This is a genomic window from Desulfovibrio aminophilus DSM 12254 (assembly GCF_000422565.1).
Taxonomy (GTDB): Bacteria; Desulfobacterota; Desulfovibrionia; order Desulfovibrionales; family Desulfovibrionaceae; genus Aminidesulfovibrio; species Aminidesulfovibrio aminophilus.
In genome coordinates, this window is record NZ_KE383875.1 from 237146 (window position 1) to 249146 (window position 12001).

Consider the following 12001-nt stretch of genomic DNA (forward strand, 5'->3'; position numbering starts at 1 on the left):
ACGAGCAGCCCGCCCTAGAGCAGGCTGCCCCGCCCCCTGACCTCGAAGCCCAGGGCCTTGTAGATGCGGGCCATGTCCAGGCTCCCGCGCACCGCGTCGGCCAGCCGGTCCAGGGCGGGCTCCAGGTCGTAGACCGTCTGGGGTTCGCCCAGGGGGTCGAGCCCCTTGCGCCGCCGAAGGTCGTCCACAAACCAGCGCCGGAAGCGGTCGTCGTCGAACAGGCCATGCACGTAGGTGCCCCAGACGCGGCCGCCGGGCAGGCCGAAGCCCAGGGCCCGGCCCTCGGCGTCCAGCACGGTCTCCTCCACCCTCTCGGACAGCGCGCGGCTGCGGCCGTGGTGGATCTCGTAGCCGCGCACGGGCAGGCCGCTGGCCGCGTGGCGGCCCTCCACCCGGGTCAGGGTCTTCTCCGTGACCAGGGTGGTGCTCACGGGCAGAAGGTTGAAGCCGTCCACGCCGCGGCCGTCCGACTCCAGGCCGTGGGGGTCGAGAATCTCGGCCCCGAGCATCTGCATCCCGGCGCAGAGCCCAACAATCACCGGGCCGGAGGGGTCGGCGGCCAGGGAGCGCAGCGCAGCCGCCATGCCCGCGCCCTTGAGCGCGCGCATGTCCGGCACCGTGCTCTTGCTCCCCGGCAGGATGACCGCGTCCGGCCGCCCCAGGTCCAGGGGTGACTCCACCAGCCGCAGGGCCACGTCCGGCTCGGCGGCCAGCGGGTCAAGGTCGTTGAAGTTGGAGACGCGCGGCAGGGCCAGACAGGCCACGTCCAGCCGGTCCCCGCGCTTGTCCGCGCCGCCGAAGCCCCGGCCGAAGGACACCGAGTCCTCCTCGGGCAGGCCCAGGTCACGCAGCCAGGGGACCACGCCGAGCACCGGGCGGCCGGTGAGCTCGAACATGGCCGAAAGCGCCGGGTCGAGCAGGGAACGGTCGCCCCGGAACTTGTTCAGGGCGTAGCCCATGACCCGCGCCCGCTCGGCCTCGGTGAACAGCTCCATGGTCCCGGCCAGGGCCGCGAAGACCCCGCCCCGGTCGATGTCGCCCACCAGGAGCACCCGGGCCTCGGCATACTCGGCCATGCGCATGTTCACGATGTCGTGCTGTTTGAGGTTGATCTCCGCCGGGCTGCCCGCGCCCTCCAGGACCATCAGGTCGAACTCGGCCGACAATCCGTCATAGGCCTTCTTCACGGCCTCGAAGGCCGTGGGCTTGTACTCCACGTACTGGCCCACGTTCATGTTGCCCACAGGCCTGCCCAGGACCACCACCTGGCTGCCCGTGTCCGAGCCGGGCTTGAGCAGCACCGGATTCATGCGCGCGTCAGGGGCCAGTCGGCAGGCCTGGGCCTGGACCACCTGGGCCCGGCCCATCTCCGCGCCGTCGGCCGTGACGAAGGAGTTGTTGGACATGTTCTGGGCCTTGAACGGGGCCACGCGCAGGCCGTCCTGGAGGAAGACCCGGCAGAGCCCGGCGGTGAGCAGGCTCTTGCCCGCGTCCGAGCTGGTGCCCTGGACCATGAGCGCGGGAGTGCGGCGTCGGCGCTCGACCGCCACGGGCCGTGAAATACCGGCGATGCGCGCCAGGCCCTCCACCAGCCGGGCGTTGTCCCCGGCCCCGCGCACGCCCACCCGGAACCAGGAGTCGTCCAGGCCCTCGAAGTTGTCGCAGACCCGCACGGCGATGCGCTCGGCCAGGAGCCGGTCGAAGACCTCCCGGGCGGTCATGCCCGCGCGCAGGGTCCGACAAAGCAGAAAGTTGGCCTCCGAGGGCAGGACCTGGAACCCGGGCAGGGCCCGGATCTCCCGGGCCAGCTCCTCGCGAAGCTCGCGGCCCCGGCGCTGCGACTCCTCCTGGTAGGCCCGGTCCTTGAGCGCCCGCGCGCCCACCCGCTGGGCCATGACGTTCACCGACCAGGGCGGCAGCAGTTCCTTGAGCCGGGCGGCGGTTTCCGGCTCGGCGAAGGCCAGGCCCAGGCGCAGGCCCGGCATGCAGAAGAACTTGGTCAGGGAGAGCACGGCCAGGACGTTGTCCGGCCGACGGCGCACGAGGCGGTCCTGGTCCTCGCCGAAGTCCGCGAAGGACTCGTCCACCACGAACAGCGAGTCCGGGCGGCGTCCGGCTAGGTCGCGCAGGGCCTGGGCCTCGAAGCCACGGCCCGTGGGATTGTTGGGGCGGCAGAGGAAGACCAGGGACGGCGCGGTGATCTCCCGTTCCAACGCCGCCATATCCAGGACGAAGCCCTGCTCGGGCTTGAGCGCCAGGGTCCGCACCGCCAGGCCCGCCTGGCGGCAGACCCGGCCATAATCCACGTAGGTCGGCGCGGGGATCACGGCCTGCTTCCACGAGCCCAGCCGAGGTACGGCCTGGAGCAGTTCCGAGGCCCCGTTGCCCACCACCACCTGGGTGGGCCAGACCTTGTACAGTTCACAGGCGGCCAGCCCCACGTCGGAACTCTCGGAGTCCGGGTAGGCGGCGACCTCGGCCAGGGCCCGCCCCACCTCGCGGGCCAGCCAGGGCGGCGGCCCCAGGGGGTTGAGACAGACCGAAAAATCGAGAATTTCAGAAGGCGCACAGCCCGCCTTTTCGGCCAGCTTGCGCAGATTGCCGCCATGAGCGTAGCGCCGCTCCTCGCGCAACCGTTCGTCCAGACCGCTCAGAAACGACTGCCGCATGTCGATGACACCCTCCTCCGCCCGGCGGGCGATCGCGCTACCCCGCCACGCAGCGGGCGTGGAAGCCGCAGGTCATGTCCTGCCACCAGATGAACCCGGTCTCGGCGTCCACATACCAGGCGGCCACGAAGGACTTCAGGTCCGCGCTCCAGAGGCGGCGCTTCTCCGGATCGAACAGGGCCTCCAGACAAAACTGCCCGGGCCGGGGGGCCTGGGCGAAGAGCGTGCCCAGTTCGTCCACCGTGGGCAGCCGCCAGTCCGTCCGCCCGCCCAGGCGGCGGGCCTTGCACCAGGCCGCATGTTCCAGGGCCTGGTCCCAGGCCAGGGGATAGTCCGAGCCGCCGCGCTCCCAGGTCAGGCCCGTGGCCCGGTCCAGGATCGTGCCGTCGCCGTTGTCCAGCAGGTCGCCGCGCGAGCCCGAAACGGGCCGCCAGAACTCGTCCAGGCCGAAGACGGATCGCGCCTCGCGGACCCCGGCCTTGAGCGGGGCGGATCGCGGCCGTTCGGCGCGGGGCGGAACGGGCGGCGGGGACTCCAGCAGGGAGCAGGTGGCCTCCTTGCGGTCCCTCCAGCGTTCCTCCAGCTCGTCCAGGGCCGCCAGCATGGCTCCGGCGGAGGTGAAACGGCCTTCCGGCGTTGGCGACAAGGATTTTTCAAAGAATTCGTCGAATTCCGAACCCAATTCCGGGTTCAATTCAACAACAGGCTTGCGGTTCTTCGGCCGTTCCTCGGGTAGGAAACCGGTGATCATCCGGTGCAGGGTCACGCCGATGGAAAAGAGGTCCGCCCGGGCGTCCGCCCCGTCCGGGTCGCGCTCCTGCTCCGGCGCGGTATAGAACGGCGAGCCCACGACCATGCCCGCGTGGCCGACGCCCACCTCGCCGCGCAGCCGCGAGAGGCCGAAGTCGATGAGCTTGACCTCGTCGCGCCCCTCGCCGAAGTCCGCCAACATGACGTTGAAGGGCTTCAGGTCGCGGTGCGCCACGCCCTCGAAGTGCAGCCGCCGCAACGCGGAAAGCATCTGGCGGGTGTAGCGCAGGCCCGTGTCCACCGGCAGGCGGCGGCAGGGCCGGTCCATCTCGTAGTCCTCGCCGAGGACCACGCCCAGGTTGTTGCAGAAATACTCCATGACGAAGAACGGGCCCGAGGCGTCCTCGTCCACGTCCAGGATCTGGGCCACGTTGGGGTGCCGCACCCGGGCCATGGTCACGGCCTCGCGCAGGAACAGGCGGCGGCACTCCGCCATGCCCACCACGTCGGCCATGATCTCCGCCGGGCGGCAGAGCTTCAGGGCCACCACCCGGCCGGTGAGCGGGGCGGCGGCCTTGTACACCGCGCCCATGCCGCCCCGGCCGAGCAATCCCAAGATTTCATAGCGTCCGATGCGTTTCATCAGCGTCCTTCCACATGGGCCGAGGAGGCTACCAGAGCCGGTCGGCGTAGACCTCGGGCATGTCCAGTTCGCGCATGCGGTCCACGGTCTTCTGGATGTCGTAGGGCACCCGGCGCACGGTCAGCGCCCGCGCCTCCGGCTCCCAGAGCACGTACTTGGCCCGGTTGTCGCCGTCGCGGGGCTGGCCCACCGCGCCCACGTTGACGATGTACCGCCGCCCCGGCGCAAGCGACGTGCGTTCGGCCAGTTCCAAATGCCGGGCCTCGGCCCCGTCGAACTCCACCAGGGCCAGCTCGTGGGTGTGGCCCACGAAGCAGAGTTCCTCGGGAAAACGCCCGAACAGCGCGGGCAGGGCCTTGTCCCGGATCATGTACAGATAGGTGTTCACCCGGTCCGGCGGGCAGCCATGCACGAAGCGCGCGCCGTACAGGCAGAGAAAACGCGGCAGCCCGGCGAGAAACGCCACGGTCGCGGGCTCCAGCAGACAGGCCGTGCGTTCCAGGGCCTGCCGTGCCTGGGGGTTGAAGCGGCACATCTGGGCCTTGTCCGCGATGCCGTGCTCGTGGTTGCCCATGACCAGGGGAATGCCCCGCTCCCGCAGAAGCCGGACCACGGCCTCGGGCTCCGGGCCGTAGCCCACGGCGTCGCCCAGGCAGATGATCTCTTCCGCGCCCTGGGCCTCCACGTCCTCCAGAACCCGTTGCAGGGCTTCCAGATTGCCGTGGGGATCGGAAAGGACGGCCAGTCTGTGGGGAAGATTCATCATATCCCCAAGATAACCCAGCCGGCTCCGCCGGTCTACCGCGTCGATCACCTCCCGTGAATGAAGCAGCCCCTCCCCGCCTTTCCAAGAGCCCCCGAAGGGGGATTGCGATCCGTTCCGTTTTCGGGATACAGCGATACAAAGGCGGTCACCCGTCACCTCCAGCCATGGCGAAACTCAAGAGTCTCCTCCTCCACCCCGATCCGGCCGTGCGCGCCGAGCTGCGCCGTCGCCTGGAGAACGTGCCCTGGATGCAGATCCTGGGCGAGGCCGTGAGCGCCTTCGAGGCCCTGGAGCTGCTGGAGTCCATCCCCTACGGCGTGTTCTTCCTCGGCCTGGACCTGCCCGGCGGGGTCTCGGGCCTGGAGCTGGCCCAGATGCTGGCCGGACGCAAGCGCAAGCCCGGCCTCGTCTTCATCGCCGCCAGCGAAACCAAGGCCTACCAGGCCTTCGAGATGGGCGCGGCGGACTACCTCCTCTGGCCGGTCTCCGAGGACCGCTTCCAGAAGACCCTGGAGCGGCTGGCGGACTTCAAGACCCGCTTCCGCGAGGTGCCCCCGCCGCCCGAGGCCTGGCCCGAGGCCGAGGAGGTCGAGGACGACGGCGAGGAGACCGTGCAGGTGAACATGGGCGACGAGGAGCAGGAATACTTCCTGAACGCCCTCAAGGACGCCTGGGACCAGAACCGCACGCGTTCCCCGGAGATCGAGAAGCTGGCCGTGACCCTGGACGGGCGGATGATCCTCATCCCCTACGGCCAGATCGTCTTCGTCGAGGCCTACGAGGACTATTCCTACGTGCATACCGCCGGGCAGAAGTTCCTGACCTCCTACCGGCTGAAGAACCTGGAGGAGCGCCTGGAGCCGCACGGCTTCTTCCGCGTCCACCGCAAGTACCTGGTGAACCTGGACATGGTCACGGAGATCGCCAGCCTGCCGGGCAGCAACTTCATGCTCCGCACGGCGGGCAAGACCCGCATCGAGCTGCCCATCAGCCGCCGGCGCATCGCCCGGCTGAAGCAGATCCTGGGCTTCTAGGCCCGCCATTGGCCGGACGGCCCCGACCGCCCGCCGATATTTCCGGGCGCTCGAAGCGCCCGACGACGGAAAACGTGAGAAAGGAAAGGCTGCGGACCCTTTTCACCCGCAGCCTCGGAGGCCACGCATGGACCAGAACGGAGCCCTGGACAGTCTGTTTCAGGAGGAACGGGTCTTCCGCCCCCTGCCGCAACTCGTCATCGAGGCCAACGTCAACCCCCAGGAACTGGAGGCCTACCGCCGCCAGGCCGCCCAGGACCCCCTGGCCTACTGGGAAGAAGCCGCCGACGAGCTGGACTGGTTCAAGAAATGGGATCAGGTTCTGGACGAGTCCAACCCGCCCTTCTACCGCTGGTTTCCCGGCGGGCGCTGCAACATCGTCTACAACGCCCTGGACCGGCACATCGAAACCGCCAACAAGAACAAGCTGGCCTTGATCTGGGAAGGCGAACCCGGGGACAACCGCAAGTACACCTATTACGAGCTGTACCGGGCCGTGAACCGCTTCGCCGGGGCCCTGCGCTCCCTGGGCGTGGCCAAGGGCGACCGCGTGGCGCTCTACATGCCCTCCCTGCCCGAGACGGTCATCGCCATGCTCGCCTCGGCCAAGATCGGCGCGGTGCACACCCTGGTCTTCGCCGGATTTTCGCCCAAGGCCCTGCGCGAGCGCCTGCGCGATTCCGGGGCCCGGCTGCTGGTCACGGCCGACGGCTTCTACCGCAACGGCCAGGTCATCCAGCTCAAGCCCCTGGTGGACGAGGCCCTGGCCGGAGCCGAGGCCGAACGAGTGGACTCCGTGGTCGTGGTCCGGCGCACCAAGGTGGACGTGGAGATGCAGGACGGCCGCGACTTCTGGTACGACGACCTGGTGCGCAACGAGCGCAACGAAGCTCCCACCGAGGTCATGGAGGCGGGCGATCCCCTCTTCCTCCTGCACACCTCGGGAGCCACCGGGCGACCCAAGGGCATCCTTCACAGCCACGGCGGCTACATGGTCGGCGTGCACCGCACCCTGACCCACGTCTTCGACATCAAGCCCACGGACATCTTCTGGTGCACTGCCGATCCGGGCTGGATCACCGGGCACACCGCCGTGGTCTACGGCCCGCTCCTGGCCGGAACCACCACCGTGCTCTACGAGGGCCACCCCAACTACCCCCAGGCCGACCGGCTCTGGCACATCGTGGACAAGTACGGGGTGACCATCTTCTACACCGTGCCGACCATGATCCGCATGCTCATGCGCTTCGGCGTCCAGTACCCCCGCCGCCACGACCTCTCCACCCTGCGCCTGCTCGGCACCGTGGGCGAGCCCATCGGACCCGAGCCCTGGATGTGGTTCTACAAGAACATCGGCCGCAGCGAATGTCCTCTGCTGGACACCTGGTGGCAGACCGAGACCGGCATGTTCATGCTCGCGCCCCTGCCCATCTCCCTGCTCAAGCCCGGCTCCGTGACCAAGCCCCTGCCCGGCGTGGAGGCCGACGTGGTGGACCGCGACGGCAACTCCCTGCCCTCGGGCAAGGGCGGCTTCCTGGTCATCCGGCGACCCTGGCCCGCCATGGCCGCCGGCATCCTGGGCGACGAGGAGCGCTTTCGCCGCGAATACTACGAGGCCATCCCCGGTGGGGCCTACTTCGCGGGCGACGTGGCCAAGAAAGACGAGGACGGATTCTTCTGGATTCAAGGCCGGGCCGACGACGTGCTGAACATCGCCGGGCACCGCGTGGGCACCGCCGAACTGGAGGCCGCCTTCGGCTCCCATCCGGCCGTATGCGAGGCCGCCGTGGTCGGCGTGCCGGACGCCATCAAGGGCGAGGCCGCCAAGGCCTTCCTCGTGCTCAACCCGGGCTTTCAGGGCTCCACCGACCTCATCCAGGATCTCAAGCGCCATGTGCGCGGCGAGCTGGGCCCCGTGGCCGCCATCAAGGGCATCGAGTTCCGCGAAACCCTGCCGCGCACCCGCTCGGGCAAGATCATGCGCCGCGTGCTCAAGGCCCGGGAGCTGAACGTGGACCCCGGCGACCTGACCATGCTGGACCAGGAATAGCCTCCGGCGGCCGGGGGTCGCGAGCCCCCGGACCCCGCGCCAGGACTTCGTCCTGGACCATCCGGCGAAACGAAAACGCCCGGGCTGATTTCCCGCCCGGGCGTTTTCGTTTCGCAAGGGATTTCGACGTCTTCGGCGTTTTTCCCAGCGGGCGAAGCCGCCCGCTGGGAAAAACGCCGAAGCCATGCGGTCCAGGCCCGCGCCCTGGCCGGGGGTTCGAGGGGGCGGGGAGCCCCCTCGTTCTCTTCAGAACGCCACGACCAGCGACACCAGGGCGGCCAGACCGAAGGCCGCGATGGTGCCGCCGGAAAGCTTGTTCACCAGCCCCAGGTGGCGGGTGATGCGTTCGCGCAGGAAGCCGGTGGCCGTGGAGAGGAAGAGCCACCAGGCGGCCGAGCCCAGGAACACGCCGAGCACCAGGGCCAGGGCCGAGGAATGGTCCCGGCTCTCGCGGCCCAGGCCGAGGCCAGCGAAGGTGCCCATGAAGAGCAGGATGGTGGCCGGGCTGGTCAGGGCCAGGAAGAAGGTGTTCGCGAACGAGGCCCAGAGACTGCGGCCCTGGCCCGCGCGCACGCCGGGCAGACCGGGCTGGCGGGCCATCTTCCAGCCGAGCCAGATCAGGAACAGCCCGCCGCCGAGCTTGAGCCAGACCTGCTGGCCCATGAGGAAGGACGAGATCACGGTCAGACCGAACCCGGCCACCGCGCCGTAGAAGGCGTCGGCGCAGGCCGCGCCCAGGCCGGTGAACAAGCCGTTGAGGCGGCCGCCCGCGAGGGTCCGCTGGATGCACATGAGGCCCACCGGGCCCACCGGGGCGGCGATGGAGAAGCCCACGGCCAGACCGGTCCAGAACAATGCGGGAAGCACGATTTCTCCTTGGTTGCCTGCTTCGATGCGCCGGGTTATGAGGGGCCCGGGAGGACGACGCATGACCGACCGCCGCGCCGGAGAGCGGGGAGGGGGCACGTTGCGCAACCTGGCCATCCTCGTGGTGGTGGCGGGTCTGTTTGCCCTTTTTCTCCTGCACGATCCCTTCGAAAAAAACATCCGCATCGGGCAGATCGGAGCGGACTTCTTCCAGCGCCAAAGGGGGGACGGCCCGCTCATCTTCTCCGGCGACCTGGACGAGGTGCGGCTGCACCTCACCCCGGAGGAACGGGCCAAGCTCGTGAAGTTCTTGCAGGAGAACGAAAAGACCGTCAAGCAGGTGGAAATCAAGGTTGTCCAGCAGGACTCCTATGTTGATCTACGCGGGACCTCGGAACTTTACGCGGACGTGATCATGCGCATGCGCGACGGCACAGAGATGCGGCCGCCGACCCTGCGAGCCACCCGGGGGGAGTTGTCGGACAGGCTGCTCTGGCGGGTCCGGCGCGACCTGACCGCCTACGACAAGGCCGCGGTCAAGGGCGCGGCGGGCGGCAAGGTGGTCATCATCAATACGATTTAGCTCCAAGGCTTTCCGGCCATTAGACAGGCCCGGACAAATACCGTACAAGGGCCTCGCCTCGCGGTCCCTCGCGCGGATTCCCCCAGTTCTAAGGAGCACGGCCCCGAACCTATGACCAAGACCGAAAACATCCGAAATTTCAGCATCATCGCCCACATCGACCACGGCAAGTCCACCCTGGCCGACCGCATTCTGGAGATCACCGGTCTGGTCTCGGAACGCGAGAAGCGGGACCAATACCTGGACAAGCTGGAGCTGGAGCGCGAGCGGGGCATCACCATCAAGGCCCAGACCGTGCGCATCCCCTACACGGCGCGCGACGGCAAGAAATACATCCTGAACCTCATCGACACGCCCGGCCACGTGGACTTCTCCTACGAGGTCTCGCGCAGCCTGGCCGCCTGCGAAGGCGCGCTGCTGGTGGTGGACGCCTCCCAGGGAGTGGAGGCCCAGACCCTGGCCAACGTCTACCTGGCCCTGGACCACAACCTGGAGATCATCCCGGTCCTGAACAAGATCGACCTGCCCAGCGCCGACCCCGAGCGGGTCAAGGCCGAGATCGAGGAGATCATCGGCCTGGACTGCAAGGACGCCCTGGCCGTGAGCGCCAAAACCGGGATGAACGTGGCCGAGGTTCTGGAGCGGATCATCACCCATCTGCCCGCGCCCAAGGGCGACGCGGACGCGCCGCTCAAGGCCCTGATCTTCGACTCCTGGTACGACTCCTACCAGGGCGTGGTGGTGCTCTTCCGCATCCTGGAAGGGACGTTGCGCCTGGGCGAACGCATCCAGATCTGCTCCACCAAGCGCAGCTTCGAGGTCACCAAGCTCGGCGCGTTCTCGCCCGAGCCCGTGGAGTTCAAGGAGATGGGCCCCGGCGAGGTGGGCTTTCTCTGCGCGGCCATGAAGGAGCTGGGCGACGCTCCCGTGGGCGACACCGTCACCAAGCCCGAGAACCCCACACCCGAACCGTTCCCGGGCTTCAAGACCGTCAAGCCCATGGTCTTCGCCGGGCTCTACCCGGTGGAGCCCTCGGAGTACGAGCCGCTCAAGGTGGCGCTGGAAAAGCTGCACCTCAACGACGCGGCCTTCAGCTACGAGCCCGAGACCTCCACGGCGCTCGGCTTCGGCTTCCGCTGCGGCTTCCTGGGCCTGCTGCACATCGAGATCGTGCAGGAGCGCCTGGAACGCGAGTTCGAGGCCAAGCTCATCACCACCGCGCCCTCGGTGATCTACGAGGTCACGACCACCAAGGGCGAGGAGCTGGAGATCGACAACCCCAGCCGGATGCCCGATCCGGTGTACATCGAGGCCGTGCGCGAACCCTACGTGCGCATGGAGGTGCACGTGCCCAACGAATACGTGGGCAACGTGCTCAAGCTCTGCGAGGAGAAGCGGGGCATCCAGAAGGACATCCGCTACCTGACCAGCACCCGGGTGATCATCACCTACGAGATGCCCTTCGCCGAGATCATGTACGACTTCTTCGACAAGCTGAAGTCCGGCACCCGGGGCTACGCCTCCCTGGACTACGAGATCATCGACTACCGCGAGGCCGATCTCGTCAAGCTGGACATCCTCATCAACGCCGACCCGGTGGACGCCTTCTCGGTCATCGTGCACCGCCAGAACGCGGCCCAGGTGGGCCGGTCCCTGGCCCTGCGGCTCAAGCGCAGCATTCCGCGCCAGATGTTCGAGGTGGTCATCCAGGCGGCCATCGGCAAGAAGATCATCGCCAAGGAAAGGGTGGCGCCGTTCCGCAAGGACGTCATCGCCAAGTGTTACGGAGGCGACATCACCCGCAAACGCAAGCTCCTGGAGAAGCAGAAGGAAGGCAAGCGCCGCATGCGCCGCATGGGCAACGTGGAGATTCCGCAGGAAGCCTTCCTCGCCGTGCTGAAAGCAGGGGACGAATAAGGACGGTCCATGAATCCGACGTGGTGGAAGACGCTCAGGGAGTACGCCGAGGCGCTCATCGTGGCGCTGGTCCTGGCGCTGGTGATCCGGGCGTTCATCGTGCAGGCCTTCAAGATTCCCTCCGAATCCATGCTGAACACCCTGCTGGTGGGCGACCATCTGCTGGTGACCAAGTTCGCCTACGGGGTGCGGCTGCCCTTCTCGGACAAGGTCATCGTGCCCGTATCCGACCCCAAGCGCGGGGACGTGGTGGTCTTCGAATATCCCGTGGACCCGGACAAGGACTTCATCAAGCGCGTCATCGGCACGCCGGGCGACGTGGTGGAGATCAAGGCCAAGCAGGTCTTCGTCAACGGCAAGCTCCTGGACGAGCCCTACGCGATCCACGACGAGCCCGTGGCCGTGCCCAATCCGCACATGTCCGAGGTCAACGCCGACCCGGCCGAGTACTTCGACCGCAACAGCTTCTCCTGGAAGCGCGACTGGATGCCCAAGACCACGGTGCCCGAGGGCAAGTACTTCGTCATGGGCGACAACCGCGACCACTCCTACGACTCGCGCTTCTGGGGCTTCGTGGACCGCTCGGCCCTGCGCGGCAAGGCGCTCATCATCTATTGGTCCTGGGACTTCACCGGCGGCCTGGACATCCGCTGGAGCCGCATCGGACGGCTGGTGCACTAGCCCGGCCGGGGACAATGACGACACAGGCCGCTCCCGCGAGG

General features: G+C 68.1%; 9 protein-coding genes. 5 read left to right on the top strand and 4 right to left on the bottom strand.

Features of this window, described 5'->3' with window-relative positions; translation table 11 throughout:
• Positions 1-14 precede the first annotated feature (14 nt).
• From H587_RS0113595 to H587_RS0113605, 3 genes are read right to left on the bottom strand one after another with little or no spacing between them, the layout of a single operon-like run.
• Positions 15-2669, bottom strand: coding sequence for a cobyric acid synthase (locus tag H587_RS0113595; RefSeq protein WP_027176718.1), 2655 nt, complete (start codon positions 2667-2669; stop codon positions 15-17).
• 37 nt (positions 2670-2706) lie between these two features.
• Positions 2707-4062 (bottom strand): protein kinase domain-containing protein, encoded by a 1356-nt coding sequence (locus H587_RS0113600; RefSeq protein ID WP_027176719.1) that lies wholly within the window; start codon positions 4060-4062, stop codon positions 2707-2709.
• A 28-nt stretch (positions 4063-4090) separates the two neighbouring features.
• Positions 4091-4825 (bottom strand): metallophosphoesterase family protein, encoded by a 735-nt coding sequence (locus H587_RS0113605; protein WP_034609517.1) that lies wholly within the window; start codon positions 4823-4825, stop codon positions 4091-4093.
• 167 nt (positions 4826-4992) lie between these two features.
• Here H587_RS0113605 and H587_RS0113610 point away from each other — a divergent pair, with 167 nt between their 5' ends.
• Both H587_RS0113610 and acs read left to right on the top strand, forming a co-directional pair.
• A complete protein-coding gene (locus H587_RS0113610) occupies positions 4993-5862 on the top strand; it encodes a LytR/AlgR family response regulator transcription factor (RefSeq protein WP_027176721.1) in 870 nt (289 codons plus the stop codon).
• 127 nt (positions 5863-5989) lie between these two features.
• Positions 5990-7912, top strand: a complete 1923-nt coding sequence (acs, locus tag H587_RS0113615) for an acetate--CoA ligase (RefSeq protein WP_027176722.1) — start codon at positions 5990-5992, stop codon at positions 7910-7912.
• Positions 7913-8158: 246 nt separating this feature from the next.
• Here the strand turns inward: acs and H587_RS0113620 are convergent, their stop codons facing one another.
• Entirely contained in the window at positions 8159-8779 is a 621-nt protein-coding gene (locus tag H587_RS0113620) for a LysE family translocator (protein WP_027176723.1), read from the bottom strand.
• A gap of 61 nt (positions 8780-8840) precedes the next feature.
• Here H587_RS0113620 and H587_RS0113625 point away from each other — a divergent pair, with 61 nt between their 5' ends.
• From H587_RS0113625 to lepB, 3 genes are all read left to right on the top strand, one after another.
• Positions 8841-9362 carry a hypothetical protein gene (locus H587_RS0113625; protein ID WP_027176724.1) on the top strand — a complete coding sequence of 174 codons (522 nt, stop codon included), beginning with the start codon at positions 8841-8843 and terminating at the stop codon, positions 9360-9362.
• Between the two features lie 111 nt (positions 9363-9473).
• Positions 9474-11279 carry a translation elongation factor 4 gene (lepA, locus tag H587_RS0113630; protein WP_027176725.1) on the top strand — a complete coding sequence of 602 codons (1806 nt, stop codon included), beginning with the start codon at positions 9474-9476 and terminating at the stop codon, positions 11277-11279.
• Between the two features lie 9 nt (positions 11280-11288).
• Positions 11289-11960, top strand: a complete 672-nt coding sequence (gene lepB / locus H587_RS0113635; protein WP_027176726.1) for a signal peptidase I — start codon at positions 11289-11291, stop codon at positions 11958-11960.
• The last annotated feature ends 41 nt before the right edge of the window (positions 11961-12001 follow it).

What these genes read in the sequence shown, in the direction of transcription:
- H587_RS0113605 (WP_034609517.1), bottom strand. Translation starts at nt 4,825, where the DNA reads ATGAATCTTCCCCACAGACTGGCCGTCCTTTCCGATCCCCACGGCAAT.
- H587_RS0113595 (WP_027176718.1), bottom strand. Translation starts at nt 2,669, where the DNA reads ATGCGGCAGTCGTTTCTGAGCGGTCTGGACGAACGGTTGCGCGAGGAG.
- lepA (WP_027176725.1), top strand. Translation starts at nt 9,474, where the DNA reads ATGACCAAGACCGAAAACATCCGAAATTTCAGCATCATCGCCCACATC.
- H587_RS0113625 (WP_027176724.1), top strand. Translation starts at nt 8,841, where the DNA reads ATGACCGACCGCCGCGCCGGAGAGCGGGGAGGGGGCACGTTGCGCAAC.
- acs (WP_027176722.1), top strand. Translation starts at nt 5,990, where the DNA reads ATGGACCAGAACGGAGCCCTGGACAGTCTGTTTCAGGAGGAACGGGTC.
- H587_RS0113610 (WP_027176721.1), top strand. Translation starts at nt 4,993, where the DNA reads ATGGCGAAACTCAAGAGTCTCCTCCTCCACCCCGATCCGGCCGTGCGC.
- lepB (WP_027176726.1), top strand. Translation starts at nt 11,289, where the DNA reads ATGAATCCGACGTGGTGGAAGACGCTCAGGGAGTACGCCGAGGCGCTC.
- H587_RS0113600 (WP_027176719.1), bottom strand. Translation starts at nt 4,062, where the DNA reads ATGAAACGCATCGGACGCTATGAAATCTTGGGATTGCTCGGCCGGGGC.